This window comes from Rhodococcus sp. SGAir0479 (genome assembly GCF_005484805.1).
Classification (GTDB): Bacteria; Actinomycetota; Actinomycetes; order Mycobacteriales; family Mycobacteriaceae; genus Prescottella.
On record NZ_CP039432.1, the window covers coordinates 3,858,010 to 3,884,094 of the forward strand.

Annotated in this window: 25 protein-coding genes; 9 read left to right on the top strand and 16 right to left on the bottom strand. The window is 70.0% G+C overall.

Annotated features, from left to right (window positions below):
• Positions 1-60 precede the first annotated feature (60 nt).
• Together E7742_RS17835 and E7742_RS17840 are read right to left on the bottom strand one after the other, a co-directional pair.
• On the bottom strand, positions 61-675 hold the full coding sequence (locus tag E7742_RS17835; protein ID WP_137800160.1) for a redoxin domain-containing protein: 615 nt from the start codon (positions 673-675) through the stop codon (positions 61-63).
• 36 nt (positions 676-711) lie between these two features.
• Positions 712-1,296: a MauE/DoxX family redox-associated membrane protein gene (locus E7742_RS17840; RefSeq protein WP_137800161.1), complete on the bottom strand. Its 585-nt coding sequence runs from the start codon at positions 1,294-1,296 to the stop codon at positions 712-714.
• A 217-nt stretch (positions 1,297-1,513) separates the two neighbouring features.
• On the opposite strand from E7742_RS17840, the gene E7742_RS17845 reads away from it, so the two are divergent.
• Together E7742_RS17845 and E7742_RS17850 are read left to right on the top strand one after the other, a co-directional pair.
• Positions 1,514-3,046, top strand: a complete 1,533-nt coding sequence (locus E7742_RS17845; protein WP_137800162.1) for an APC family permease — start codon at positions 1,514-1,516, stop codon at positions 3,044-3,046.
• Entirely contained in the window at positions 3,046-3,798 is a 753-nt protein-coding gene (locus E7742_RS17850) for an IclR family transcriptional regulator (RefSeq protein ID WP_137800163.1), read from the top strand. Before E7742_RS17845 ends, E7742_RS17850 begins: the two co-directional genes overlap by 1 nt.
• 3 nt (positions 3,799-3,801) lie before the next feature.
• Here E7742_RS17850 and E7742_RS17855 read toward each other — a convergent pair whose 3' ends face one another.
• The 7 genes from E7742_RS17855 to E7742_RS17885 form a co-directional block, all read right to left on the bottom strand.
• Positions 3,802-4,788 (bottom strand): glycine betaine ABC transporter substrate-binding protein, encoded by a 987-nt coding sequence (locus E7742_RS17855; RefSeq protein ID WP_137800164.1) that lies wholly within the window; start codon positions 4,786-4,788, stop codon positions 3,802-3,804.
• A gap of 1 nt (position 4,789) precedes the next feature.
• Positions 4,790-5,551: an ABC transporter permease gene (locus E7742_RS17860; protein WP_137800165.1), complete on the bottom strand. Its 762-nt coding sequence runs from the start codon at positions 5,549-5,551 to the stop codon at positions 4,790-4,792.
• Positions 5,548-6,783, bottom strand: coding sequence for an ABC transporter ATP-binding protein (locus E7742_RS17865; RefSeq protein ID WP_137800166.1), 1,236 nt, complete (start codon positions 6,781-6,783; stop codon positions 5,548-5,550). The genes E7742_RS17860 and E7742_RS17865 overlap by 4 nt, the downstream gene beginning before the upstream one ends.
• The gene (locus E7742_RS17870; RefSeq protein ID WP_137800167.1) at positions 6,776-7,432 is read right to left on the bottom strand and encodes an ABC transporter permease; all 657 of its coding nucleotides are present in this window, start codon (positions 7,430-7,432) and stop codon (positions 6,776-6,778) included. The genes E7742_RS17865 and E7742_RS17870 overlap by 8 nt, the downstream gene beginning before the upstream one ends.
• Before the next feature lie 172 nt (positions 7,433-7,604).
• The gene (locus tag E7742_RS17875; protein WP_137800168.1) at positions 7,605-7,997 is read right to left on the bottom strand and encodes an RNHCP domain-containing protein; all 393 of its coding nucleotides are present in this window, start codon (positions 7,995-7,997) and stop codon (positions 7,605-7,607) included.
• A gap of 17 nt (positions 7,998-8,014) precedes the next feature.
• Complete coding sequence (locus tag E7742_RS17880; RefSeq protein ID WP_137800169.1) at positions 8,015-8,350, bottom strand: RNHCP domain-containing protein; 336 nt, start codon at positions 8,348-8,350, stop codon at positions 8,015-8,017.
• Positions 8,351-8,604: 254 nt separating this feature from the next.
• A complete protein-coding gene (locus tag E7742_RS17885) occupies positions 8,605-9,204 on the bottom strand; it encodes a TetR/AcrR family transcriptional regulator (protein WP_254699054.1) in 600 nt (199 codons plus the stop codon).
• A gap of 93 nt (positions 9,205-9,297) precedes the next feature.
• Between E7742_RS17885 and E7742_RS17890 the strand changes: the two genes are divergently transcribed.
• The 5 genes from E7742_RS17890 (at position 9,298) to E7742_RS17910 (ending at position 13,996) form a co-directional block, all read left to right on the top strand.
• Positions 9,298-10,116: an enoyl-CoA hydratase/isomerase family protein gene (locus E7742_RS17890; protein WP_137800170.1), complete on the top strand. Its 819-nt coding sequence runs from the start codon at positions 9,298-9,300 to the stop codon at positions 10,114-10,116.
• The gene (locus E7742_RS17895) at positions 10,113-10,883 is read left to right on the top strand and encodes an SDR family NAD(P)-dependent oxidoreductase (RefSeq protein ID WP_137800171.1); all 771 of its coding nucleotides are present in this window, start codon (positions 10,113-10,115) and stop codon (positions 10,881-10,883) included. Before E7742_RS17890 ends, E7742_RS17895 begins: the two co-directional genes overlap by 4 nt.
• A gap of 113 nt (positions 10,884-10,996) precedes the next feature.
• A complete protein-coding gene (locus E7742_RS17900) occupies positions 10,997-11,785 on the top strand; it encodes an SDR family NAD(P)-dependent oxidoreductase (protein WP_137800172.1) in 789 nt (262 codons plus the stop codon).
• Positions 11,786-11,901: 116 nt separating this feature from the next.
• Positions 11,902-12,594 carry a type 1 glutamine amidotransferase domain-containing protein gene (locus E7742_RS17905; protein WP_137800173.1) on the top strand — a complete coding sequence of 231 codons (693 nt, stop codon included), beginning with the start codon at positions 11,902-11,904 and terminating at the stop codon, positions 12,592-12,594.
• Positions 12,595-12,658: 64 nt separating this feature from the next.
• Positions 12,659-13,996: an LCP family protein gene (locus E7742_RS17910; protein ID WP_137800174.1), complete on the top strand. Its 1,338-nt coding sequence runs from the start codon at positions 12,659-12,661 to the stop codon at positions 13,994-13,996.
• Positions 13,997-14,003: 7 nt separating this feature from the next.
• Here the strand turns inward: E7742_RS17910 and E7742_RS17915 are convergent, their stop codons facing one another.
• From E7742_RS17915 to E7742_RS17925, 3 genes are all read right to left on the bottom strand, one after another.
• Complete coding sequence (locus E7742_RS17915; protein ID WP_254699055.1) at positions 14,004-14,747, bottom strand: MgtC/SapB family protein; 744 nt, start codon at positions 14,745-14,747, stop codon at positions 14,004-14,006.
• A gap of 52 nt (positions 14,748-14,799) precedes the next feature.
• Positions 14,800-15,954 carry a Rieske 2Fe-2S domain-containing protein gene (locus tag E7742_RS17920; RefSeq protein WP_137800176.1) on the bottom strand — a complete coding sequence of 385 codons (1,155 nt, stop codon included), beginning with the start codon at positions 15,952-15,954 and terminating at the stop codon, positions 14,800-14,802.
• Positions 15,955-16,155: 201 nt separating this feature from the next.
• Positions 16,156-17,124 (bottom strand): DUF2889 domain-containing protein, encoded by a 969-nt coding sequence (locus E7742_RS17925; protein WP_137800177.1) that lies wholly within the window; start codon positions 17,122-17,124, stop codon positions 16,156-16,158.
• Positions 17,125-17,307: 183 nt separating this feature from the next.
• Between E7742_RS17925 and E7742_RS17930 the strand changes: the two genes are divergently transcribed.
• Both E7742_RS17930 and E7742_RS17935 read left to right on the top strand, forming a co-directional pair.
• On the top strand, positions 17,308-19,908 hold the full coding sequence (locus E7742_RS17930; RefSeq protein ID WP_137800178.1) for a helix-turn-helix transcriptional regulator: 2,601 nt from the start codon (positions 17,308-17,310) through the stop codon (positions 19,906-19,908).
• A 45-nt stretch (positions 19,909-19,953) separates the two neighbouring features.
• A complete protein-coding gene (locus E7742_RS17935) occupies positions 19,954-21,606 on the top strand; it encodes an MFS transporter (protein WP_137800179.1) in 1,653 nt (550 codons plus the stop codon).
• Positions 21,607-21,609: 3 nt separating this feature from the next.
• Here E7742_RS17935 and E7742_RS17940 read toward each other — a convergent pair whose 3' ends face one another.
• Genes E7742_RS17940 through ureC form a run of 4 tightly spaced genes read right to left on the bottom strand, consistent with a single transcriptional unit; the run spans position 21,610 to position 26,031 of the window.
• Positions 21,610-22,533 carry an urease accessory protein UreD gene (locus E7742_RS17940; RefSeq protein WP_137800180.1) on the bottom strand — a complete coding sequence of 308 codons (924 nt, stop codon included), beginning with the start codon at positions 22,531-22,533 and terminating at the stop codon, positions 21,610-21,612.
• Positions 22,530-23,144, bottom strand: coding sequence for an urease accessory protein UreG (ureG, locus tag E7742_RS17945; protein ID WP_137800181.1), 615 nt, complete (start codon positions 23,142-23,144; stop codon positions 22,530-22,532). The genes E7742_RS17940 and ureG overlap by 4 nt, the downstream gene beginning before the upstream one ends.
• 20 nt (positions 23,145-23,164) lie before the next feature.
• Positions 23,165-23,854: an urease accessory protein UreF gene (locus E7742_RS17950; RefSeq protein WP_137801287.1), complete on the bottom strand. Its 690-nt coding sequence runs from the start codon at positions 23,852-23,854 to the stop codon at positions 23,165-23,167.
• Between the two features lie 5 nt (positions 23,855-23,859).
• On the bottom strand, positions 23,860-26,031 hold the full coding sequence (gene ureC, locus E7742_RS17955; protein ID WP_137800182.1) for an urease subunit alpha: 2,172 nt from the start codon (positions 26,029-26,031) through the stop codon (positions 23,860-23,862).
• Between the last annotated feature and the right edge of the window lie 54 nt (positions 26,032-26,085).

Consider the following 26,085-nt stretch of genomic DNA (forward strand, 5'->3'; position numbering starts at 1 on the left):
GTTCTCTCCGTTCTCGTTGAGGGGGTGCTGCCCGGCGGAGCGGGGCGGGTCGTCGGTGGGTCAGGGTCGCGCGGCGAGGTGCACCTTCGCCTGTTCGTGCAGGTGCTGGAGGGAGGGGGTGCCGGATTCTAGTGCGTTGAGCAGACTTTCGACCTGTGCCATGTGGTTGCACAGCCCCTTCGCGCGGATCTTGCCGTGCTCGTCGAGGATCACGCCGTACGGTGTGGTGCCCACCTGGTAGGCGATGCCCACGTCCCGGCCGTCGACATAACTGAGTTCGCTGCCGATGCCCGACCCCGCGAGAAACTGTGCGTGCTCCTCGGGTGTGCCGTCGGAGACGATGACGATCTCGAGGTCCTTCTCGGCCCTCGCCATCGCCCGGATTCCGGGCAGCAGGCTCTTGCAGGTGGAGCAGCCGGGGGCGGTGAACAGCAGCAGCTGCGGCTTGTCGCGGTGGCCTCCGACGCCGACGGTGCGGCCCAGCTGGTCGGTGAGGCCACGGAACGAGGGCCCCGCCTGCTCGATCTTGGGGCCGGTGTCCATCATGCGGGCACCGAGCGGACCGAGCCGCACCTGCACGCGGCCGATCTCCCGCGCGAGGGCGAGCACCATGAGGAACAGGATCGCGACCGCGACCGCCAGGATCACGGTGGCGACGAGGAGGACGGTGGACATGTTCATATCGATCCTTGTCGTCGGGAGAACGTCGGGTCAGTAGCGCGAGATCGCCGATGCGACACGCAGTTCGATGGATGCGCGGGACAGGTGCGTGTCCACCGGTCGGCGGCCCGGGTGGACGATCGAGCGCAGTTGGACGCCGGCGGCGACGGCCGCGAGGACCACGAGGGCCGCAATCACTGCGAGCAGGTGTTCGCCGACGGTGAGTGCTGCGGGCGCCGTCCCGGCGAGCGCACCGGACACGACGGCGAGTGCCCCCGCCCGCACTGCGTGGAACCAGCCGATCCGCGGGATGTCGTCGGGTCGGCCGAACGCGAAGCAGCCACAGTCGAGTTCGCGCCTGCCCCGCAGCAGGTTGACGGCGAGCCCGAGGAAGAACCCGGTGAACAGCACCGCGGCGCTCGCGGCCGCGGCGCGGGGGATGAGTCCGGCGATCAGCGCCACACCGAGGGCGATCTCGACCGCCGGCAGCGCCGCGGCCACCATCCGTTCGGCCGGCGGCGGCAGCAACCGGTAGCCGCGGACGGCCCGCAGGAGCCCCTCACGATCGCGGATCTTGGGTGCTCCCGCCAGCAGCAGCACCCCTCCGACGATCGCCGCGCTCAGCATCCACAGCATCGATAACTCCCTCCGGCGTCGGTGTGGAAGTCATCGTTGCGACCGGAGAAGTCCGCTGCGCGACGAGCGGGAAACGTTCATGGGTGATGCGAGTGGGACGCGGCGACAGGTGGATTCCCACTTGCGAATCGCACATTGTTCGCAAAGGTAACCGGGGTGAAACACGGCGGGTCTAACTTCCGTCGTGTACCACCGGGCGAACGGACGGGGAAGGGTCGTGACAACCGCACTGAGGGCCGCGATCGCACGCGCACACGACGCGGAAGGTCCACGCGAACAGTTCTATTCGCCGCTGCGCGCGCTCGGGCGGCGGCGCCTGTCGCTGCTCGATCTGATCGGGCAGTCGTTGTCCACCATCGCGCCCGCCACGGGCATGGTGTTCATCGCGATGTGGATGTCGACGCACGATCCCGGGATCGGCGGGGTCCTCGTCATCGCCCTGACCACCGCGGTCGTGGGACTGGTGGCCTGGTGCATCAGCCAGTTCACCCGCCGGCTCGCGGCCGCGGGGTCGCTGTACAGCTTCGTGTCCCAGGGCCTGGGTGCCCGCGCGGCGCTCGTGACCGGCGCGGCGCTGCTCGTCGGCTATCTCGGCATCTCGATCTCGGTCTCGTCGCAGGCCGCACACAGCCTGCTGGACATCGCCGGGCTGCTGGGCCTGCAGTTCGGCCCCGCCGCGTGGCCGCTCGTCATCCTCGTCCTGGCGGTGACGGTCGGTGCGATCACCGTACGCGGCGTGCGGTTCGCGACCCGAGCCATCCTCGCCGCCGAGATCTCGTCGCTCGCACTGATCGTGACGATCATGGTCGCCACGCCGGCCGACACCGGTGCGGGCGCGGCGGGGACCCCGGCGACGCCGGTGGGTCTGCTGCCGTTCCTGGCGATGCTGACGGTGCTGTCCATGGCAGGTTTCGAGAGCGGCGCCTTCTTCGGACCGGAGACCACCCGCCCCCTGACCACCGTGACCCGGACCGTGCTCGTCTCCCCGGCCGTCGTCGGTGCGCTGTTCGTGTTCGCCGCCGTCGCCGCGCTGCTCGGTCACGGGACGGTGATCGTGGGGGCCTACTTCGACGGCACGGCGTCCGGGGCGTCGTGGGGCGTCGTGCTCGCCGTCAAGGTCGGTATGGCGTGTTCGTGGTTCGCGTCCACCATGGGCTGCGCCCAGGCCGGGTCCCGACTGCTCTTCTCGATGGGCGTCGAACGTGTGGTCCCCGTCGCGATGTCCCGCGTGCACCGCCGCTTCCGGACGCCGCACACGGCGGTGGCGCTGTTCACGGCGGTGAGCGCAGCCGGTGCGGCGGTGTACGCACTGTGCGCGGACGGCGACTCGGCCACCTTCGGCGCCGTCGTCGAACTGGGACTGGTCACCGCGTACTCCCTCGTCGCACTCGCGTCGCTGCTGTTCCTGCGGCGCATCGGCGAGGACACCGTGGCGACCCGGGCCGCTGCGATCTTCGTGACCGCGCTGGGCACCGGACTGCTGGCGTTCCTCGCTGTCGACGGCATCCTGCACGGCGCCTGGCTGGTGCCCGCCGCGCTCGCGGTGGTCGGGTCGTCGGGCGCGGTGTGGCACGCGGCGCTCCGCCGTGCGCACCCGGACCGGCTGACCGCGGTGGGCGTGTTCGACTCGGTCGAGACCGACGATCTGCTCCCGGGGGCCGGGACGCTCGTGGAGGGCGCGGACGGTCGCCGACACATCGTGGCGACCACCGGGCACGACGTCCGCCAGGCCCGGGACGGTGATCGCTGATGGTTTCCCGCGCGCCCGCCCGTGCCGACGACACGCACTTCAGCGGGCAGCAACCGCGCGCGGTCCGGAAGGCACTGGGAATGCTCGAGGCCGTCGCACACCTCGGTCCCGGAACCACCGCGAAGGAGATCGCGCGGTTCGCCGGAGTGCCGCCGACGACCGCGTACCGCATGCTCAACCTTCTGGTGGCCGAGGGGTTTCTGGTCCGCGTCCCGGATCTGTCCGGCTTCGCGCTCGGCCGGCGCACCGCGGAACTCGCACAGGCCGCAGCCGCCCCGTCGCCCGGCCTCCACGACACGGTCGAGGAACTACGCACCCGCACCCGGTTCGCGGTCCACGTCGCGTCGTTCGCCGGCGGCCGGTTGCGGATCGTCGACCGCGACCCCGACCACGAACTCGCAGCGGTGAGCGTGCTGTCGAAGTGTCCACACGCCAATGCGGTCGGCAAGGTCATGCTCGCGCACGTCCCCGGCGTCGCGGCCGCACCGGAACTGTTGCGGCTCACCGAGTTCACGATCTGTGACCCCGAACGGCTCGCTCGTGAACTCCACGCCGTCGTCGTGGACGGATACGCGCACGAGGCCCAGGAGTGCCGCCTCGGGCGGTCCGCGCTGGCCGTCCCGATCCGCGACGAGGCAGCCTTCGTGGTGGGCGGTCTGTTCCTGCAGGGCGCCGACGGCCGGGTCGGCCGGGACGAGACGTTGGTGCGTTTCCTCGTCGACGGCGCGGCCCGGCTCACCGGCCTGCTGTGAGACTCAGCCCTCCGCGGTGACGAAGCCCTCGTCCACCAGCCACTGCCGGGCCACGGCCGCGGGGTCCTTGCCGTCGACGTCCACCTGCCGATTGAGTTCGGTGATCACCTTGTCGGTCAACTTCTCCGACACCGGTGCCATCACTTCGGCGATCTGGGGATACCGCTCGGCGAAGTCCTCGCGCATGATCACGGCCGGGTTGTACTTGGGGAAGAACTGCCGATCGTCCTCGAGGACGACGAGATCCAGTGCGGCGATGCGGCCGTCGGTGGTGAAGACCTCACCGAACTTGCACTGATTGCCGTCGGCCGTCGCCTGGTAGATGATGCCGGTCTGCAGGATTCGACGGTCGGCGCGCGCCGGGTCGAAGCCGTACGCCGCCGCCATCCCGGGATACCCGTCCTGCCGGACGTTGAACTCGGTCTCGACGCACGTCGCCGCGGCCGCCGGATCCCGCTGCACCAGGGCGGCGTAGTCCGACAGCGTGCGCACCCCGGTCTCCTCGGCAGTGCGGCGGCTGGTCGCGAGCGCGTACGTGTTGTTCATCGGCGCCGGATCGGTCCACACCATCCCGTTGCGCGCGAGGTCCTCGTCCCGGACCGCCTCGTACTGGGCCCGCGAGTCCGGGATCGGCTGCTCGTGCCCGAGGTAGTTGATCCAGCCGGTCCCCGTGTACTCGTAGGTGACGTCGATCTGACCGGCCACCTGCGCGTCCCGCGTGCTGTTGGAACCCTGGATGTTGGTGAGATCGCGCACGTCGGCACCGGCCGCGGACAGTGCGAACTCGATCATGTACCCGAGGATCACCTGCTCGGTGAAGTCCTTGGAGCCGACCGTGATCCGCGCGCCCTCGAGCTCGGACACCGGCTCGATGCTGCCGGGCCCCACCTTCAACGGCACGGCGCCGCCGGACTCGAGCCCACACCCGACCACCAGGGTCGCGGCGAGGGCGAGCACTCCGCCCGCAAGGATCTTTCGTCTGGTTCGCATGTCAGCGCAGTCCCTTCGGGCCGAGGAACGTCTCGGCCAGCGCCCCCACCCAGTCGACGAGCAACGCCAGGGCGACCGCGAGGACCGCGCCGACAACCAGGGTGACGTTGTCGCGCAGCTTGTATCCGGTGTCGATGAGGATGCCCAGACCGCCGGCGCTCACCAGGAAGCACAACGTTGCGGTGCCGACGGCGAGGACCAGCGACGTGCGCAGGCCCGCCAGGATGTAGGGCACCGCGAGCGGGAACTCCACCCGGCGCAGCACCGTCAGCGCCGACATGCCCTGTCCGCGACCGGCGTCGACCAACGCCGGGTCGACCTCCTGGTAGCCGAGGATGGTGTTCCGCAGCACCGGCAGCAGCGAGTAGAACGCGATCGGCAGCACCCCGATCCAGAATCCCGTCGTCCGCGTCGCGAGGTAGAACAGCACCAGCAGGCCGATTGCGGGCGCCGAGGCGCCGATGTTGGCGATGCCGACGAAGATGGGTGCGAGCCTGCGGAATCCGGGTCGGGTCAGCAGTGTCCCCAGCGGCACCGCGATCACCAGCACGATCAGCACCACCGCGACGGTGATGAGCACGTGCTGCCACGTGAGCGTGGCGATGTTGCCGACGCTGATGCTGGCCTGCTGGGTCGCCGACAGGTCCCGGGTGAAGGCCCAACCCAGCACGCCACCGGCGAGGAGCAGCACGAGCACCGGCTGGACGAGCAGCCGCAGCCGCTCGGCCCGCGCGGCGGCGCCGCGTTCGGTGCGGGCCGTCATTTCGAGGGTTCCTCGGCGATCGGCTCGGACGGTGGCGCGGTGGGCGCGGTGGGATCGTCCTCGAGGTGGTCGTCGGCGTGAACCTCGCGCACCTCCTGCAAAGCCTGCACGAGCGAGTCGATCGTGACCAGTCCGACGAACCGGCCGCGCCGGTCGGTCACCGCCGCGGACGCACTGGCCTGCACGAGCAGGGCCTCGAGGGCGTCCTGCAGCGTCGAGCTGACGGAGACGTTCTCGCCGACCGGGTCCCCGACGTCCTCGAGCGATCCCGCGGACTTCAGCTGCTCGGACGAGACCCAGCGCAGCGGCCGGTCCCGATGATCGAGGACCACACCCCACGGCGCGTCGTGCTCGTCGAGGGCCCGGCGCAGGTCGGCGACGGACCCGTCGCGGTAGCCGGTGGGGCACTGCGTCAGCTGGACGTCGCGCACCCGGGCGAGCGTGAGCTGCTTGAGGGAGGCGTCGGCGCCGATGAACCCGGCCACCATGTCGTTGGCCGGATTGGCGAGGATGGCCTCGGGGGTGTCGTACTGCATGATGTGCGACTGGCTGCCCAGGACCGCGATCCGATCGCCGAGTTTGACGGCCTCGTTGAAGTCGTGCGTGACGAACACGATGGTCTTGCCGAGTTCGGACTGCAGCCGCATCAGCTCGTCCTGCAGCAGCCCGCGGGTGATCGGGTCCACCGCACCGAACGGCTCGTCCATCAGCAGCACCGGCGGATCAGCGGCCAGCGCACGCGCCACGCCCACGCGCTGCTGCTGACCGCCCGAGAGCTGGCGCGGGTACCGGTCCCGGTAGGTGTCGGGGTCGAGTCCGACCAGGTCGAGCATCTCGTCGACCCGTTCGGCGGTGCGTTTCTTGTCCCATCCCACCAGTCCCGGCACCGTGGCGACGTTCTTGGCCACCGACAGGTGCGGGAACAGACCGGCCTGCTGGATCGAGTAGCCGATGCCTCGACGGAGCCGGTCCGGGTCGATCGAGTGGGTGTCCCGGCCGGCGATGGTGATCGTGCCGGAGGTCGGCTCGATGAGCCTGTTGATCATGCGCATGGTGGTGGTCTTGCCGCAGCCCGAGGGGCCGACGAACACCACGGTCTCCCCGGCCGGAATGGTCATCGAAACGTGGTCGACGGCCGGGTCGTGCTGGCCGGGGTATTGCTTGACCACGTTGTCGAGCACGATCTCGACGCCACGGCCGGTGCGTTCTTCGGCGGGAAGCAGATCAGTCACGGATCCCCCTGGAGGTGGTGAGGCGCCCGACGAGAACCAGCAGTCCGTCGAGGACGAGCGCGAGAATGACGATGAGAACGGTGCCGGTGAGCGCCTGCGGAACGGCGGTGGGGCTGCCCACCCGGGACAGGCCCGAGAAGATCAGGTTGCCCAGGCCGGGGCCCTTCGCGTAGGCCGCGATCGCCAGGATGCCCATGAGCATCTGAGTGCTGACGCGGACACCGGCGAGGATCGACGGCCACGCCAGCGGCAGTTCGATGCGCCACAGCGTGTGCAAGCGACTCATGCCGACGCCCCGGGCGGCGTCGGTGGTCGCCGGGTCCACCGAGGCCAGACCGATGATCGTGTTGCGGATGATCGGCAGCAGCGCGTACAGCACGAGCGCCGTCACCGTCGGCGCCACACCCAGCCCCAGTATGGGGATGAGCAGGCCCAACAGCGCGAACGACGGCAGCGTGAGGATCGTGCTGGCGAGGCCGGTGGCCACCGTCGCTCCGATCGGGCTCCGGTAGACGGCGATGCCGATCACGACCGCGATGACCCCGGCGATGACCACCGACTGCACCACGGCACTGACATGAAGATACGAGTCCGTGAGCAGCTGTTGCCGCCGCTCGGACACGAAATCCCACAAGGTCTGGAAATCCAATCCGAGACCTCCCTTCAGCCGCGACAAGGCCCGAGAAAGCACCCGCCCACTCGTTGCGGACGGCTCTTCCTCGGGCCGCGCGGCACTGCGCTTACCTTCCACAGTGCCCCGAAACGCCGGATTCTGCACGGTTGTCGCCGATGCCGACCCGTCGGTCCGGCCGTTCGCGGGGCTAGCGCACCCGGTCGAGATGGGAGAGGGGCCGCACCGCGAGACGGACCAGGGACAGCGGATTGTCGTCGCCGGCGACCCGATTCGCCCCCACCGCCCCGCAGGCGCTACAGCGGTGGATGATCACCCATTCACCGCCACCGCGCACCGAGATGGAGATCGGATCCATTCGTCCCCCGCACCCCGCCGCGCGGTCACCGGGAACGTCCCGGTCGACGTGCCGACTGCACAGGCACGTCGGACAGTGATTCCGGTGAGCGGTTCCCGGCGCCCGCATCGAGACGTCCAGCCCGCAACCCAGGCAGCGGAAGGACGTCCCCCGGCGTGCGGGGGCGTCCCGGTGCATCGGTTTGCCCCGTTGCGGACGCTCGCTCCTACCGTTCCTGCGTGACATGACGCGTCCTCCGCCGCTCAGAGTTGCGCGAGATGTTCGAGCGGGAACGGCGGCTGCGCCAACGGTTTCACCGCGATACGGATCAACAGCAGTTGGTTGTCGTCCTCCGAGACGGGCGTGGCTTCGAGGCGGCCACAGACCGTGCACCGGTGCACGAGCATCCAGTCGCCGCCCCGCAGGACGGCCACCGCTATGGGATGCGTTCGAGCACCGCACTTCACGTGCTTTCCGGCCAGACAGGTAGGGCAGTGCGACCGGGGGTGCGCGTCGGGACCCGCCACGGACACCACGAGTCCGCAGCGGATACAGGTGAACGTGGACAGGTGTGAAATTGACGTGCCACGGTGGGACACGGGAGTTCTCCTCTGTGAGATCGACTGGGCGGCAGTATCTGCCGAGCCGCGCGACCCCGCGGAAAACTCACATCGGAAGGGCGATCCGATGCGGGCAGCGGATCACCGGTCCGAGTGGTTCGCGGGATCGCGAAGGAACTCGGCGGCTGTCCGGGGCATAATTCACCACTTCCGTATGCGTGAGCGCCGGCGTCCGAGCCGGATCGTCGCCACGATAGGGCGGCGCCGCGACCGGATGCAATCGATTTGTCGCGTCAGGAAGAACGGATCCCGTCGACCACCAATCGCACGAGGTAGTCGACGAGGGCGTCCTCGTCCCAGTCGGCTCGCGCGAGCGTGAGCGTGGTGAGCGCACCACGCAGCGTGTCCAGGACCAGGCCCCCGTCCACGCCGGTACGAATCTCTCCGGACTCGACCGCCCGACCGAACACCTCGACGTAACGCGCACGCACCGGCCCGACGAACCGGCGCTCGGCGGCATCCTGCAGGTCCGGATCCGCGACCATGTCGGCGATCAGTCCCGGCATGCCGCGTCGGTACTCGGGCAGCAGCTGGAGTGCCACCATGTCCCGGACCATCGCGGTGAAGACCTCGACGAACGGTGCATCGTCGGGAATCGCACGCGCGGACAACGGTTCCCGCCGGAACAGCGTCTCCTGCACGAGGGCAGCCTTGGTACCCCACCACTGGTACAGCAGCGGCCGGCCGACCCCGGCGCGGCGCGCGACCGCGGTCAGCGTGAGCGCCTCGTACCCGACCTCGACCAGCAACGAGGCCGTTGCGTCGAGCACCGCGCGATGCCGTCCCGCGTCACGGGGCCGGCCCCGCCCGGAAACGCTCCCCACCACTGCCACGTGCCTCCTCGCGGATCCGTGCGAAAACGCTGACGAATTACCTTACATCGTGTATGCCTGGTACTCGTACGCGTCGAACGAAGCGGAGCCCGAATGAGTTTGATCGAGGTCGCACGACCCTCACCGGACGTCACCACCCTGACGTTGAACCGACCCGAGCGGCTCAACGCCCTCAGCTTCGCCCTCGTCGAGGAGCTGCACGCCGCGCTGGACGACCTCGAGCGCGACAACTCGTGCCGGGTGGTGATCCTCACCGGTGCGGGCCGCGGCTTCTGTTCCGGACTCGATCTCCAGGATCCCGTGCGCACGGCGCCCACCGCCGCCGGCCTCACCGGCCCCGCGGCGGGCATGCGCACCCAGGAGTACATCGCGTCCCTGGCTCCGCGTCTGCAACGACTGCCGCAGACGGTGATCGCCGCGATCAACGGTCCCGCTTTCGGTGGTGGGCTGGCCCTGGCGGCGGCGTGCGACTTCCGAATCGCGGCGGCGTCCGCGCGGTTCGGGGTGCAGTTCGTCAAGATCGGAATCTCGGGCTGCGACATCGGAATCAGCTACACGCTGCCGCGACTGGTCGGGGCAGGCCGGGCCACCGACCTGATCACCACTGCGCGCGAGTTCGACGCCTCCGAGGCCGAGCGGATCGGGTTCGTGACCCGCCTCGTCGCCGATTCCGCACTGTTGCCGGCCGCGACCGAACTGGCCGCGACGCTGCTGTGTCACAGCCCGTTCGCGCTGGCGATGACCAAGCAGGTTCTCGTCGCCAACGCCGCCGCGAGCAGCATCGACGCGGCCGTCGCGCTCGAGAACCGCACCCAGATACTGGCCGGTACCGGAGGCGAGTTCGCCGAGGCCACTGCCGCTTTCGCCGAACGCAGACCGCCTGTGTGGGCGCAGACAGGAGAACGCGCATGAACCGTGAGAAGCTCGGCCGTCTCTTCGACCTCACCGGCCGGACCGCAGTCGTCACGGGCGGCACCCGCGGAATCGGATTGGCGATCGCGGAGGGATTCGTGGCCGCCGGCGCCGACGTGGTGGTGGCCAGTCGCAAACCGGACGCGTGTTCCGCTGCCGCCGAACACCTGCGGAGCCTCGGCGGCAACGCCGTCGGAATCCCCACGCACATGGGCGATCTCGACGACCTCGGCGCACTGGCCGATGGTGCCGCGGACGAATTCGGGGGTATCGACATTCTCGTCAACGCCGCCGCGAACCCGCTCACCCTGCCGCTGGGCAAGTTCACCCCGGAGGCGTGGGGCAAGTCCTACGACGTCAATCTGCGGGGTCCGGTGTTCCTCACCCAGGCCGCGCTGCCCCACCTCCAGGCGAGCGAGCACGCCGCGGTCATCAACGTGATCTCCGTCGGCGCCTTCATGTTCTCCCCCAAGGTCGCGATGTACGCCGCCGGCAAGAACGCCCTGCTGTCGTACACCCGCTCCATGGCCGCCGAGTTCGCCTCCCACGGCATCCGCGTCAACGCGCTCGCACCGGGCTCGGTCGACACCCACATGGTGCGCAACAACCCGCCGGAGGCGATCGAGGCGATGCGGCAGATGTCGTTGCAACAGCGCATCGCGGACCCGGACGAGATGGTCGGGCCGGCGCTGCTCCTCGCGTCGGACGCCGGTAGCTACATCACCGGACAGGTGATCATCGCCGACGGCGGGTCGGTGGTGCACTGATCCCGATGTGACGGGTACCACTGAGCGAGAAGCGGCCTTTCCTTCCCGCCGGGTTCGCGACAGGGTCCGGGGCAGGCCGGACCGTCCGGCCCGCAGTGGATTTCGGAGGACACATGGCACGGCTCGACGGCAAGGTCGCGATCGTCACCGGAGCGGCGCAGGGCATGGGGGCGGCGACCGCCCGGCTGTTCGTCGCCGAGGGCGCACGCGTGGCCCTGGGCGACGTGCTCGAGGACAGGGGCCGCGCGCTCGCCGACGAGCTGGGTGACGCTGCCTTCTTCGCACCGCTCGACGTCAGCAGCGAGGACTCGTGGGCGGCGTTCACCGCGCGAACCCTCGAGGAGTTCGACGCCATCGACATCCTCGTCAACAACGCGGGCGTGATGCACTGGGCACCCATCGAGGACATCGACGTCGCGAAGACCGAGCGCCTGCTGGACATCAACGTCCTGGGCAACCTGCTCGGCGTGAAGTCCGTCGTGCCGACGATGAAGACGGCCGGTCGCGGGGTCATCGTCAACATCTCCTCCGTGGACGGTCTCCGTGGAGTCAACGGCCTGGCCGCGTACACGGCCAGCAAGTGGGCGGTGCGTGGTCTCACCAAGGCGCTGGCGTACGAACTCGGTCCGGCCGGCATCCGGGTGTGCTCGGTACATCCCGGCGGCGTCGACACCACACTCGGCAACCCCGGTGGGCTGCGCGGCGACGAACTGCAGAGCAAGTACGTCGGCGTCCCGCTGCAGCGGATCGGCGAATCGGAGGACATCGCCCGGGCGACGCTGTTCGTCGCGAGCGACGAGGCCGCCTACATCTCGGGCGCCGAGCTGGCCGTGGACGGCGGCTGGTCGGCGGGCACCTACTACCCCGGACTGCCCGGCACCCCCACAGCGCTGCTCCCCTGACGCACGGCGGCGGCACCGGACAACCGGCGCCGACGCCTGGTGACGACGGCCGGTGGCTCGTAACGTGGGAGGGCAGAGACGGACAGACACACTGCCGACCACCCGAGGAGTTCACTGTGAGTGACAAGAGGATTCTGGTCGTCGTCACCAGCGCCGGCGAGTACGAGAAGGCCGGGTATCGCACCGGGCTGTGGCTGGGCGAGCTGACCCATTTCTGGGACGTCGCGGAGGAGGCGGGCGTCGCCATGACGATCGCCAGTCCGGCCGGTGGGACCGTCCCTCTGGACCCGGAGAGCCTGGCCGCGGACGTCCTGGCCGATCACGGTACCGGAACGCGTTACGCCGATCGGGAATTCATGAATCTGCTCGATCGCTCCCGCCCACTGTCGGAGATGTCGGCCGATGACTTCGACGCCATCTATCTCACCGGCGGCCACGGCGTGATGTTCGATTTCCCGGACGACCCGAATCTGGCCCGGCTGCTGCGCGAGTTCCACGAGGCCGGGAAGGTCGTGTCGGCCGTCTGCCACGGCCCGGCCGGTCTGCTCGGCGCCACCCTGTCCGATGGCACACGCCTGATCGCGGGCCGTGACGTCACCGGATTCTCTTGGCCGGAGGAGGAATTCGCCCGACGGGCCGACGCGGTGCCGTTCAGTCTGCAGGAGAAGTTGGAGGAACAGGGCGCCGTCTACTCGTTCACGTCCGAACCCTTCGCCCCACACGTCGCCGAGGACGGCCGGCTCGTGACCGGGCAGAACCCGGCGAGTGCCCGGCCTGTGGCCGAGGCCGTCCTGCGGCAGCTCGGGTGAGCGTCACCCACATGTGATCCGCTTCCGCAGGCGCCGCCGGGCGTCCCGCGGCTATGTTGGGGCCGTGGACCCCGCACGGGACGACACGACCGGCGCACCGCGACCGGGCCGCCGCAGCAGAACCCGCACGGCGCTGCGCATCGCGACGGCCACGATCGCGGTCGGGGTGCTGGTCGTGACCGGCGTGGGGTGGGCGGCCCACCAGGAACTGACCTCCGGATTCATCCGATCCGGGGCCCTGGACGTCCTGACCGGCAGGGCACGCACGTCGGAACGTGGTGACACGAACATTCTGCTGATCGGCCTCGACAGTCGAAAAGACATGCAGGGCAACGATCTGCCCGCCGATTTCGTCACCGACGAACTGCACGCCGGCGACAGCGACGCCGGTGGTTACAACACCAACACGCTGATCCTGCTGCACGTGCCGGGGGACGGCAGCCGTGCGACGGCCGCGGCGATTCCCCGCGACGACTACGTGGACGTTCCCGGCTACGGCGAGCACAAGATCAAAGAGGCGTACGGGATGGCGAAGGCGGACGCCGACGACCGACTCGAGGCGCAGGGCGTCACCGATCCGGCCGAGCGCGAGCAGCGTGCCCGCGACGCCGGCCGCCGCTCGACGTTGGCGACCGTCCGGAACCTGCTGCGCGTCCCGATCGACCATTTCGCGGAGGTCAACCTCGTGGGCTTCTACGACATCGCCGAGGCGCTGGGCCCGCTCGAGGTGTGCCTGAACAACCCGGTGGACGATCCGTACTCGGGCGCGCAGTTTCCGGCCGGACGGCAGACCCTCGACCCGTCCCAGGCACTGTCCTTCGTGCGGCAGCGGCACGGGCTCGCCGGCGGCGACCTCGACCGCACCCGCCGCCAGCAGGCGTTCCTCACCGCGGTCATCCGAAATCTCGGGTCGACGGGCGTCTTCGGCAGCGTGTCCAAGATGCGCGACCTGTTCGACACGGTCTCGCAGGACGTCGTGGTCGACGACGAGCTGGACCCGGTCGCGTTCGCGATGCGGGCGCGCAACCTCACCCGAGGGGAACTGGACTTCTACACGCTGCCGATCGAGGGTTACCGGACCGTCGACGGCGAGGCCGTGAACATCGTGGACCCGGACCGCCTCCGCGCCGAGGTGTCGCGGGTGTTCGCCGGCGAGGGGCTGCTGCCGACGACCACGGCCACCGCGCCGCGAACCACCACCACGACCCCCGAGACCACCACGTCCCGGTCCCCGGCCCCGTCCACCGCGCGATCCACCCGCTCGGGATCGCCCACCACCACGACCACCGAGGAGACGACCATCGAGGAGACCACCGAGGACACCGGTGAACCGCTCGAGGCGCCCCCGCCGGAGGACCCCGTCGCCGCCGACGACACGGGCGGTATCCCGTGCGTCGACTGACGGCGTCTCACTCGTCGAAACCGTCGATGCCGCCGGTCTCGTCCACCTCGTCCCGGCGGCCGGCGGTCACCTCCACCACCCCGTCGATCGACGCGAGGCGGTCGACCAGCCCGGTCAGCTCGCCCCGCCCCTCGAGATCCATCGTCAAGCGCACCGTCCCGTCACGTCCGGACCGGCTCGTGTCGACGTGCGTGACGGCGTAGTCCAGATCGGTCGCCGTGCGGAGGATCTGTCGCAGCAGACCGCGACCGTCGATGTATCGGATCCGGACCGGTTCGCGACGCAGCCGGTTCCCGGGCAATCTGCGCAGCAGTGGGGGATACAGGTACACGACGACGAAGTACGCGGCGGTCACCGCCGCGGCGGTGAGGGGCAGGCCGCCGCCGCACGCCGCACCCACCGCCGCGCTGATCCAGACGGCGGCCGCGGTCGTCAGCCCACGGACCGCATCGCGCCGGACGAAAATGATTCCTGCACCGATGAATCCGATACCCGAGACGATCTGTGCCGCGACGCGGGACGGATCGAGCTCGACGCGCCCGGGGTCGAGCACGTCCCCGAACCCGTACTTGCTGACCTGCACGAACAGCGCCGCACCGAGGCCGACGATCGCGTGCGTGCGAATGCCCGCACTCTTGCGCCGAAACTCGCGTTCGAGACCGATGGCGGAACACAGCACCAGTGCGTAACCGAGCGCGACGAACTGGGCCCACCCCTGACCGGTCGCCTGCCCCCACCAGATGGAGTCCACCACCTCGATTGTGGCAGTGCCCCGCCGCGGCGGGGACGCTTCCGCAAACCCTTTACGTCGACGACGTGAGCTCGGCGGCCCGGCGCTCCATGTTCTCGGCCACCTCGCGGCGCCACGCGGCGACCGGCTTGGTGGTGTCCATCTCGAACTCGAACCGCGTCGTCATGTCCGGGGTGATGTCGGCGACGTCGACGTAGAACTGCTCGTACCAGCGGCGCAGCTGGTAGACCGGGCCGTCCTCCTCGCAGAGCAGCGGGTTCTCGATCCGGGTCTTGTTCTTCCAGATCGCGACGTCCTGCTCGAAGCCGATCGAGATGTAACCGGCCATCGCGGTCGCGAGGGACTGCGCCTTCTCCCCGCTGATGGCGTCGGTCTGCTTGACCTTGATGCCGTACATCAGCACGAACTTGTCGGGCGCGATGGGGTAGTGGCAGTTGATCAGGATCGAGTCGATGTCGAAGTCCGGGTAGTGGTAGGTCAGTTCGTCGATCATGAAGGACGGACCGTAGTACGCCGCGACGGAGCTGTTACCCGTCGACGCCGGCTGGCCGTCCGTGCTCGGCCGTGCCATGTCCTCACGGCCGACACCCTCGTAGTACTGCGTCGCGATGTGGCCCTCGAAGATGTTCTTGAACTTGATCGGGAAGCCGTAGTGCACGTAGAAGAAGTGCGCCATGTCGACGACGTTGTCGATGATCTCGCGGCAGTTGGTGTCGATGGTGATCTGCTTCCACACCCAGTCGGTCCACTGCTCACCGGGCGCGGTCATCTCCGGGATCGTGACCTCGGCCGGCGGCGGGTTGCCCTCGGGGTCGTGCCAGACGAACAGCAGACCGTCCTTCTCCATCGTCGTCCACGCGCGGGTCCGCGCCAACGGCGGCACGCGCCGGGCGTAGGGAATGTCGGTGCACTTGCCCTTGCCGTTCCACCGCCAGTCGTGGAACGGGCACGCCACCGAGTCGCCCTTGACCTCGCCCTGGCTCAGATCCCCGCCCATGTGGCGGCAGTACGCGTCCAGGATCTGCAGCTCGCCCTTGCTGTCGGCGAACACGACCAGCTTGGTCCCGAACGCGTGCACCGAGTGCGGCTTGCCGTCACGCAGATCGCGCGTCAGTCCGACACAGTGCCAACCGCGCGCGAATCGAGTCGGCGCCGCGCCGGTCTCGATCATCCGAACTTCGTCGTTCTCCGTCTCCATCGTCGTCATGACCGCTCCCCGAGTCCCTTTCAGTGAAAATGCCGAACGCTGTATCGATCACCCGTTTGATCAATGTGTTCTGGTTCACACTGAAACACGTGTCAGTGCAGAGTGGCACGAATCTCACTCAACGGGACCGAATCGGACCGTTTGTCCTCGATCGGTGACCAAAGTCCGTACCGGAGCCCCGGCGAAGGCGGGCGGCGCCGATCAGTCCCCGATACTGCGCAGCAGATCGTTGAGGTGCGTGCAGGTGCGCACCCCGCGCAGTTCGCGGCGCACCCGGGACTCGACGTCGGCCAGCGTCATGCCCACCAGATCGCCGGCGCTGGCCACCGCCCCGGGACAGTCCGACCACGGTAGGACGCGCGGGGTCGCGGTGGCCGTGCGAATCGTGCCGCCGTCCGCGTCGGCGACGACGTCGAGTTCGTACTCGTGGATCACGGTCTCGACGCCGTCGATCCCGCAGTACGTGTCGCGGAACATCGCGGCGATGTGCACGGCGTCGTCCTCGATCCAGCGGTCGATGCGCCGACGGCGGCGCATCGAGTGGACGGCGAGCGGTTCCGGGGTCCACCCGAACGCGTCGTCGAGCGGCGGGGCCTCCGGCCCCTGTGCGACGGGTCCACGCCCCCGCACCGCGATGGTGGTGATCAGCGCGCCGTCCTCCGCGTACCCCGCGCACTGGTCGGCGATCGGGATGTATCCGGTACCGGCGGTTACGGTTCCGTCCCCGTGCTCGCGTGCCGCGGACACCGCGTGCCCGGAGATGAGGGTGCCGAGGGGGAGGTCGTCGAGCAGCAGTGCGAGCGGTGCCGAGCGCGGCACCGCGCCGCTCGCGCCCACACGTCCCCGGAACCCCGCAATTGCGGAGGTTCCCACGAGCGTGGCCAACCGGGGCACGTGCGGCGTGGTGGCGATCCGGGTGAGCGTGCGTCCGCCGTGGTAGTCGACCGTCGCTAGGAGAGTGGCGATTTCGCCGTCCGCCGCGGTCCCGTCGCCGCGCACCGCGAAGTCCCGGGCCCTACCGTGTACCTCGAGGTCGCCGTCCATGCCGTCGGGACGGTCGAGGTCCAGGCACGAGACACGCCGGGACGAGTGGGGGCGGGCGGGACGGGCCCCCGGCCGCGGACGGCGCACCGACCCGTGCAGCGCCGGGTCCGGTGCGTGCTCGCTCATGCCCCGACGGTGCCGCACCGCGGGGGGACCGGCAACCGCGGGTCTCATCGGACGGGAACCCGGGCGAGATTCCGAATGTCGGTTTGCAATGATCGAAAACCAATAGGTTGATGGAGCGACCGTTCTGCCCGCAATCCGCACTGAAGGTGGGCTCAACCGTATCGAGTCCGGGGGTGCTTCGAGATGAGACTGAGCCGAGACGACCGCGGTCGTGGCCCCGCCCCGAGCCGCAACGCCACGTGGGCACCCCCGCGCAAGCGGCTTCTCGCGCGCCTCGACCGGAACTCGCCGATCACCGTGATCCGCGCCCCGCAGGGCTACGGCAAGGTCGATCTGGTCGCGTCGTGGCTCGAATCCGGTCGCTCGTCCTTTCGCGCGGTCCTGTGGATTCCGGCGCCCGACGCCGGTGTGGACTCGGAGACGTACTGGCAGACGGTGATGGAACGCATCCGTTCCACGAGAATCACTGTCGAGGAACCGATTGCGGACACGCGGACGGTCTCGTCCGCCGAGGCGGTGCGCGAGTGCCTGGCCCGCAGCGGGGCGCCGGTCCTGCTGGTGCTGGCGCGGATCGATCGGGTGGAGGACAACGGGATCGAAGAAGAGATCCTGCACCTCCTCGACCGCTGCCACAACGTCAACATCGTCGCGACGGCGTGCGGGCGCTCGTTGTTCGGCGATCCCGTCCTGATGGAGCCGACGCACGAACTCATCCTGGCGCGCGACCTGCTCTACACGCTCAGTGACGCGGAAGAACTGTTCGCGCACGCCGAGATTCCGCTCGGACCCGGCGAACTCGAGTACATCCACGGGCGCGTCGGTTCGATCCCGGCACTGATGCGCCTGGCGGTGGTGGTGGCCAAGAGCCTGCCTGCCGTCCCGGACAGACGCGAGCTGCTCGCTCACCGCCTGGACAGCGCGATCGACCGCTTCGTGGAATCCTCCGTGCTCGGCCACGACGCGATCGGCGACAACCGCGAGTTCGTGATCGGGGTGGCCCCCGCCCGGGTGATCACCCCGGAGACCGCGCGGCTGCTCACGGGTGCGACCGACGCTGCCGAGCGTCTGGCCCACCTCGAGTCCGTCGGCATCGTGAACCACTGCGAGACCGCCCTGAGCGACGCCTGGGAGTTCGCCCCGGCGGTCCGCGATCGACTCCTCGCGCTGCAGGAACGCACCGGTCGTGCGCCCGCGCACCGTCTGACCGTCCTCGCCCGTGACGCCGCCAAGCGTGGCGAGGTGGCCGGCGCCCTGTCCTACGCCGTCGAGGCGCGCGACTGGGATCTCGTCACCGAACTCGTCCAGGAGCACTGGGTCCGCCTCGTCGGCTCTCATTTCGGGTTGCTCCGCGCGACGCTGCGCGAAGTGCCGGCGGACCTGCTCGAGTCCCGGCCCGTCATCAAGGCGGGGCGGGATCTGGTGCTGCTGTTGGCCGCCCAACAGGTGATCCCGGGGACCACGCTTCCCAGCGATCCCGTCGCGCTCGAGGCGCTCGGCGCCACCGCCGAGGCCACGGACGCGCTGAAGATCGGTTGCGTCCAGTCCCTCATGCTCCGGCTGGCGGGCGAACACGACCGGGCCGCCGACCTGACGCGGCGGCTCTCGCACCTCGTGCGCGGTGCACTCGAAGCGCGGCCGGACGACGTCGGACCGCAATTGCCGGCCATGCGCCTGCAGTGGGGCGTCACCTATCAACTCGCGGGTGCCTTCACGGAGTCGGCGGTGGAGTTGCGGCTGGCGCACCGTGGCGCGCTGGGCCAGCGGGCCGACGTCGTCGCACGCAACGCCGCGGGCAATTCGGCGATGAACTGGGCCGTCATCGGCGAACCCCGCCGCGCCGAGGAATGGCTCGAGCTCGAGGACGCCCATCCCGACCCCGACGGGTGGCTGGAACCGACGGTGAAGGTGGGCGGCCTGGTCGCCCGCGCGCTCGTCGCGCTCGACCGCCTCGACTTCGCGGCGGCCGGACGGTACCTCGACGAGGTGGGCGAGGCGTCCGAGCGAGAGGAGCTGTGGCCGTTCGTCACCTACGCGCATTGCCGGTACGCGCTCGCGACCGGCCAGGCGTACACGGGGATGGCCGTCCTGCAGCGGGCGACCGCGTCGCATGCCGGCGTACTGCACCCGGGCTCGGCGATCGACCGCTGGATGACCGCGCTCGAGGTCGACCTGCGGCTGGCGCTCGGTGAAGGCAACCGCGCCCTGGCGATCCTCGAGGCCCAGACGATCGAGGAACCGCTCGTCGTCGTCACGGCCGCCCGGACCCACCTGCTCACCGGCACGCCGGCGACGGCGCTGGCGCTGTGCCGAAAGTGCGACTGGTTCAGCTACCCCTACACCCGAACGCAGCTCGAGGCCCTGCTCATCGAGGCGGCCGCGCACCGCACGCTGGGGGAGAAGGCCGCCGCCGCCCGGGCGTGGGCCCACGCCGTCGAGATCGTCGATCGCACGGGGCTGCTGAGCAGTCTCGCGACGGTTCCGCGCGAACTGCTGACCGGGCTCGACGGTGCCGCCCCGTTCCAGTCCCCCACCGTCGCGACGTTCCTGGCGTCCGGCACCCGGGAGGCGTACCCGGCGGCGGTGCACCACGTGGAGCTGACCGAGCGGGAGAACGCGGTACTCGCCGAACTGGCGCAGGGACTGTCGACGCTCGAGATCGCCCGCAAGCTGTTCGTGTCGACCAACACGGTCAAGAGCCAGTTGCGTTCGCTGTACCGCAAGATCGATGCGCACTCCCGCGACGAGGCACTCGAGATCGCCTACCGGACCGGCCTGATCGACTAGGGCCGATCCCGCCCGGCCCACGCCCCGGTCCTGCTTGAATCAGGTATGCGACCGGAAACGGGGGCACACGGCCACCGCCGCGCGAGCGCGACCGTCGTCCTGGCGACGCTCTCGGCGGGCCAGTTCCTCATGACCCTCGACAGTTCCGTGATGAACGTGTCGATGGCGATGGTCGCGTCGGACCTGGGCACCACGATCACCGGCATCCAGACCGCGATCACGCTGTACACCCTCGTCATGGCGACGTTGATGATCACGGGCGGCAAGGTCGGCAGCATCGTGGGGCGACGGCGCGCGTTCGGGATCGGTCTGGTCGTCTACGGCTGCGGGTCGCTCACCACCGCGCTGGCGCCGAACCTCGGCGTCCTCCTCGTCGGCTGGTCGCTGCTCGAGGGCGTCGGAGCGGCGCTCATCATGCCCGCGATCGTCGCACTGGTCGCCTCCAACTTCGGACCCGAGAAACGGTCGAGCGCCTACGGGTTGATCGCCGCCTCCGGGGCCGTGGCCGTGGCGGCCGGGCCCCTGATCGGTGGCGCCGTCACCACCTTCGCGTCCTGGCGGTACGTCTTCGCCGGCGAAGTGGTGCTCGTCCTGCTGATCCTGCCGGTACTGCGCCGCATCGAGGACCCGCCCCCGTCCCGCGCCCGCCTCGACCTGGTCGGGTCCGTGCTCTCGGTCGTCGGGCTGGGGCTGGTCGTGTACGGCGTGCTCCGGTCCGGCGAGTGGGGGTGGCTGCGCAGCCGCACCGGCGGCCCGGACGTCTTGGGGTTGTCGCCGGTGTTCTGGCTGATTCTCGGGGGGATGCTCGTCGTCTACGCCTTCACTCGCTGGGAAGCTCACCTGTCGCGCCGCGGTCGGGAACCGCTACTCGACACCCGGCTGCTGCGCAATCGGCAACTCTCCGGCGGCCTGACGATGTTCTTCGCGCAGTTCCTCATCCAGGCGGGCGTCTTCTTCACGGTGCCGCTGTTCCTGTCGGTGGTGCTCGAGCTGTCCGCGCTCCAGACGGGGGTGCGACTGCTGCCGCTGTCGGTGGCGTTGCTGGTGGCCGCGATCGGAATTCCCCGGGTGTGGCCGCGGGCCGACCCGCGACGCGTCGTGCGACTGGGGTTGGCCGTCATGACGATCGGCATCGTCATCCTCGCCGGCGGGATGGATCCGGGCGCGAACGCCGGTGTGGTCGCGGTACCGATGCTGCTGATGGGTCTGGGACTGGGTGCGCTCGCGTCGCAGTTGGGGGCGGTCACGGTGTCCGCCGTTCCCGACTCGCGCAGCGCCGAGGTGGGCGGGCTGCAGAACACCGCGACCAATCTGGGCGCATCGCTCGGCACCGCGCTCATCGGTTCCGTGCTGATCGCCACCCTGACCACGTCCGTCGTCGCAGGCCTCCAGGACGATCCCCGGGTGCCCGAGACCGTCCGGGAACAGGCCACCACGGAACTGGCGAGCGGTGTCCCGTTCCTCAGTGACACCCAACTGCGTACCGCGCTGGACGACGCGGACGTCGAACCGGCCGCGGCGGAGGCTGTCGTGGCCGCCAATTCCGATGCCCGCCTGGTGGCGCTGCAGAGCGCGCTCTCGGTGGCCGCGCTGTCGGCCGCGGCGGCGTTGTTCTTCACCGGCCGCATACCCCGGCGGCCCGTGGGCGCGCGCGACGACGGCCGCAAGGACGACACTGCCGACGCGCCGGGCGGCTGACCGTCAGGTCCGCCGGATGTGCGGCGCCGGGACCCCGATCAGCAGCCGCCGGGCCGCGTCCCACCCCGCGCGCACCACCTCGCCGACCGACTCGGTGTCCGCGCCGAGCACCCGCACCCAGGCTCCACAGTCGTCGGGCAACACGCTGACGCCGGCGCGGGCGTCGCCGCCCACCGCCTCGAGCGCACCGTGCAACGCGTCGGCGAGGGCACTCGCGGAGGCCAGCGGAGAGATCACGTACAGCGAGCCCATCACGTCGTGGTTCCCGAACACGGCCGGACCGGTCACCGGCGACTCGGCGGGCTGGAGCCGGACGGTGTCGACCGCGAGCAGGCTGCCGTCCGGGCGGGCGATCTCGAGATCCGACGCGAACACGTCGTACCGGTGCCGCTCGTCGCGTGCCAACCGGCCGGCCAGCACCGTCTCCCCCAGGACGACGGTGGCCGTCGGGTCGACGGTCACCGTGGTCCGCTGGTGCAGGCGCGCGCCCGCGAACGGGATGAGCGGCTCGGGCAGGTACTCGACGAAGGCCCCCGCACCCGCATTCAGCGACACCGTCTGTGCCGCGTAGTCGGTGTCCATCCGCTGCACCTTCGTCGACGCCTGGGTCGTGAGATGCACCGATGTCTGCGGTCCGCAGTCGAATTCGAAGCGCATCCGGTCGCCCTGCACCAGTCCCCCGCCCGTGGACATCAGGTACACGACCGGCAGGTCGGGCCGCTGCGGGTCGACGTACAGCGGCCGCATGATCTGCAGCGGCGGTTGCTGCCGCCGGTGCCCGATCTCGGTCCGATCGCCCACCCGAACGAACTCGAGTTCGAGGACGCCGTCCTTGCCGGGACTGCCGGCCGGCAGGGTCTCCGGCGTACCGGCGTACCCGCCCACGATGTCCGGCACGTCGTGGCCGTCTGCTCCCGGCCCGGTCATGATCGGCCCCGATACCTGTCGAGGAAATCCGCGATCTCCGGCAGTCCCTGGCCCGTCAGGCAGTTGGTCAGCTGGACCGGGCCGCCGTCACGGACCCGGTACGCGTCGGACTCCATGACCGCGACGTCGGCGCGCACGTACTGCGCGATGTCGATCTTGTTGATCACCAGCAGATCCGACTCGGTGATGCCCGGGCCGCGCTTGCGGGGCATCTTCTCGCCCTCGGCGGTGTCGAGCACGAACACGAACAGATCGACCAGCACCGGGCTGAACGTGAGCGTCAGGTTGTCGCCGCCCGACTCGTAGAGCAGCGTGTCCACGTCCGGGAACTGCTCGAGCAGTTCGGCTCCCGCCGCCAGGTTCATCGTCGGGTCGTCGCGGACCGCGGTGTGCGGGCAGGCCCCCGTCTCGACACCGACGACCCGCGCCGGATCGAGGATCCCGTCGAGGGTGCGGCGGACGTGTTCGGCGTCCTCCTGCGTGTAGATGTCGTTGGTGATCACCGCCGGGCGGTGGCCCCGCTCGGTCAGCACCGGAACCAGCGCCTCGATCAGCGCGGTCTTCCCCGATCCGACGGGTCCACCTATCCCGACCCTGAGAACATCGGTCATGTCATCTCCTTTCTCTGCTGTCAGCTGACGAACAGGCGGGCGTCGGCCCGCTCGTGTCCGGCCGACATCACATCGGCGACGGGTGTGCACCCGCCGAGGTCGTCCAGGTCCCGCCGCAGCGCCGCCGCGGCGACCTCCTCGATCACCGGACCGGCGTCGGCGAGAATGCGTTGTGCCCGAATGTGGTCGGTGAGTCGCAGGCGCAGCGCGGCGCCCACGAGGCTCGCCGAGAACGCGAACAGGTCACCGGCCACGGCCTGCGCGGCGGCCACGCCGCACGACGCCGCGATCACCCCGGTCGTGACCGGCTGGGTGCCGGGCGTCCGCTTGGCGGCCACGTCGTCCGCGAACCGCTCGATCCCCTCCCCCGCGAACGTCTGCCGCCCCACCGACAGCAACTGGTGCCCGGTCCGGATGCACGCCCGCCGCAGCTCCCGGTTGAGCTTGGTGGCGTGCAGCCGCCGGTCCACCCGGTGCAGCAGCTCGTGGTCTCCGCGTCGGATCGCGGCGTGCGCGAGTGCCACCGCCGTCGCGTCCGCGGGCCCGATCGAGTGCCGCAACAGATCGGCCAGGAGCTCCGGGAGGGTGTCGGGCGTGACAGCGCGACTCTGCGCGTATCCCTCGAGGCCGTGCGAGAGCGTGTAGAAGCCCGCCGGGAACGCCGAGTCGGTGAGCTGCAGCGTCACGAGCAGGGTGGCGACGTCCGTCATTTCGCTCACACCACGTAGTACAGCTGGGTGAGGGGAAGACGTTGCGCCGGAGCGATCGTCACGGTCTTCCCATCGGCGCGCACGTGATAGGTGTCCGGGTCGACGGTGATGTGCGGGGTCGCGGTGTTGCGGACCATGTCCTTCTTCCCGACGGTGCGGCACCCGCGGACCGCGACCACCGGGCTCTGCAGGCCGAGCGCCTCCGGTACACCCGCGTCGAGCGCCGCCCGCGAGACGAACGTCAGGCGAGTCGCCGTCCTGGCCGCGCCCAGCGCCCCGTACATCGGCCGGTACCGCACCGGTTGCGGTGTCGAGATCGACCCGTTGGGGTCGCCCATCAGTGACCAGCAGATGAGTCCGCCCTTGATCACCAGACTGGGCTTGGCCCCGAACGAGTGGACCGGCCACAGCACGATGTCCGCCAGCTTGCCCGGTTCGAGCGATCCGACGTGGTCGGCGACACCCGCTGCGAGCGCCGGATTGATCGTGGTCTTCGCGACGTACCGCAGGACCCGGTTGTTGTCGTTGCGCGACGTACCGTCGGGCGCGGTGTCCTCCGGCAGCGGCCCGCGCTGATCCTTGCAGTGGTGGGCGGTCTGGATCGCCCGCGTCCACGTCTCCCCCACCCGGCCCATCGCCTGCGAGTCGGACGAGAAGATCGAGATGACGCCCTCGTCGTGCAGCACCGTCTCGGCCGCGATGGTCTCGGCCCGCACCCGCGAGTCCGCGAACGAGACGTCCTCGGGGATGTCGTGGCGCAGATGGTGGCACACCATCACCATGTCGAGCAGTTCGTCGACCGAGTTCACCGTGTACGGCAGCGTCGGATTGGTCGACGCCGGAAGCACGTTCGGCTCGCCGGCGATGCGGAGGATGTCGGGCGCGTGCCCGCCGCCCGCGCCCTCGGTGTGGAACGTATGGATCGTCCGGCCGGCGATCGCGGCGCGGGTGTCCTCGTAGAAGCCGGACTCGTTGAGCGTGTCGGCGTGGATCGCCACCTGGACGTCCATCTCGTCGGCCACCCGCAGCGCGGCGTCGATCGTCGCGGGCGTGGCTCCCCAGTCCTCGTGGATCTTGAGGCCGCACAGTCCGGCGGCCACCTGCTCGACGATCGCCTCCGGCAGTGACGTGGCCTTGCCCAGCAGTCCGACGTTCACGGGCAGTTCCTCGACGGCCTGGAGCATCCGGCCGATGTGCCACGGCCCCGGCGTGCACGTGGTGCCCTTGCTGCCGTCGGCGGGCCCCGTCCCGCCACCGATCATGGTGGTCACACCGTTGGTGAGCGCCTCCTCCACCTGCTGCGGCGCCAGGAAGTGGACGTGGGTGTCGACGGCACCGGCCGTCGCGATCAGGTGTTCACCCGAGATCACCTCGGTACCCGGACCGATCACCAGGCCGGGGTCCACGCCGTCCTGGGTGCGTGGGTTGCCGGCCTTGCCGATCCCGACGATGCGGCCGGCGCGTACCCCGAGGTCCCCCTTGACCACTCCGAGCACCCCGTCGAGCACGACGACGTTGGTGATCACCAGGTCGAGAGCACCGGACGCGGCCGTCGCGGTGGGATCCTGCGCCATGCCGTCGCGGATCGCCTTGCCGCCACCGTAGACGGCCTCGTCACCGAAGGCGCCGGCGTTGCAGTCCCGCTCCACCTCGACGACGAGATCGGTGTCGGCGAGGGTGAAGCGGTCCCCCACCGACGGCCCGAACAGATCGACGTAGGTGCGGCGCGGCAACACGGCCGGTTCGGGCCGGCGTTGATCTCCCGCCCGCCCGTGTGCCGACGGGACCGCGGCGGAGACGAATCCGCGCTCGGCCGCCCGGGCCAGGGCCCGGTCGCGGACGCCGGGACTGTCGAGCGCCACGGCGTCGTCGCCGCCGTCGTGGACCAGACCGGCGAACCCCGCCAGTTCCCGCGTGCCACCGAAGTCGCACAGCGTCACGGTGCGGGTGTCGCCGGGTTCGAAGCGGACCGCGGTACCCGACGCGATGTCGAGGTGCATCCCGTAGGCGGCGGCGCGGTCGAACCGCAGCACTCGGTTGACCTCGAAGAAGTGGTAGTGCGATCCCACCTGTACGGCGCGGTCACCGACGTTCGCCACGGTCACCACGACGCGGCGGCGGCCCGCGTTGAGGGGCACCGACTCGTCGGCGTACAGGTACTGCGCTCCCTCCGTCATGTGCTGTTCGCGTCCTCTCCGGCGGTGCGATCCGCCGCTGCATACGAATGGAGA

What these genes read in the sequence shown, in the direction of transcription:
- E7742_RS17835 (WP_137800160.1), bottom strand. Translation starts at nt 675, where the DNA reads ATGTCCACCGTCCTCCTCGTCGCCACCGTGATCCTGGCGGTCGCGGTC.
- E7742_RS17840 (WP_137800161.1), bottom strand. Translation starts at nt 1,296, where the DNA reads ATGCTGTGGATGCTGAGCGCGGCGATCGTCGGAGGGGTGCTGCTGCTG.
- E7742_RS17850 (WP_137800163.1), top strand. Translation starts at nt 3,046, where the DNA reads ATGGTTTCCCGCGCGCCCGCCCGTGCCGACGACACGCACTTCAGCGGG.
- E7742_RS17855 (WP_137800164.1), bottom strand. Translation starts at nt 4,788, where the DNA reads ATGCGAACCAGACGAAAGATCCTTGCGGGCGGAGTGCTCGCCCTCGCC.
- E7742_RS17860 (WP_137800165.1), bottom strand. Translation starts at nt 5,551, where the DNA reads ATGACGGCCCGCACCGAACGCGGCGCCGCCGCGCGGGCCGAGCGGCTG.
- E7742_RS17875 (WP_137800168.1), bottom strand. Translation starts at nt 7,997, where the DNA reads ATGTCACGCAGGAACGGTAGGAGCGAGCGTCCGCAACGGGGCAAACCG.
- E7742_RS17890 (WP_137800170.1), top strand. Translation starts at nt 9,298, where the DNA reads ATGAGTTTGATCGAGGTCGCACGACCCTCACCGGACGTCACCACCCTG.
- E7742_RS17895 (WP_137800171.1), top strand. Translation starts at nt 10,113, where the DNA reads ATGAACCGTGAGAAGCTCGGCCGTCTCTTCGACCTCACCGGCCGGACC.
- E7742_RS17900 (WP_137800172.1), top strand. Translation starts at nt 10,997, where the DNA reads ATGGCACGGCTCGACGGCAAGGTCGCGATCGTCACCGGAGCGGCGCAG.
- E7742_RS17920 (WP_137800176.1), bottom strand. Translation starts at nt 15,954, where the DNA reads ATGACGACGATGGAGACGGAGAACGACGAAGTTCGGATGATCGAGACC.
- E7742_RS17925 (WP_137800177.1), bottom strand. Translation starts at nt 17,124, where the DNA reads ATGAGCGAGCACGCACCGGACCCGGCGCTGCACGGGTCGGTGCGCCGT.
- E7742_RS17930 (WP_137800178.1), top strand. Translation starts at nt 17,308, where the DNA reads ATGAGACTGAGCCGAGACGACCGCGGTCGTGGCCCCGCCCCGAGCCGC.
- E7742_RS17935 (WP_137800179.1), top strand. Translation starts at nt 19,954, where the DNA reads ATGCGACCGGAAACGGGGGCACACGGCCACCGCCGCGCGAGCGCGACC.
- E7742_RS17940 (WP_137800180.1), bottom strand. Translation starts at nt 22,533, where the DNA reads ATGACCGGGCCGGGAGCAGACGGCCACGACGTGCCGGACATCGTGGGC.
- ureG (WP_137800181.1), bottom strand. Translation starts at nt 23,144, where the DNA reads ATGACCGATGTTCTCAGGGTCGGGATAGGTGGACCCGTCGGATCGGGG.
- E7742_RS17950 (WP_137801287.1), bottom strand. Translation starts at nt 23,854, where the DNA reads ATGACGGACGTCGCCACCCTGCTCGTGACGCTGCAGCTCACCGACTCG.
- ureC (WP_137800182.1), bottom strand. Translation starts at nt 26,031, where the DNA reads ATGACGGAGGGAGCGCAGTACCTGTACGCCGACGAGTCGGTGCCCCTC.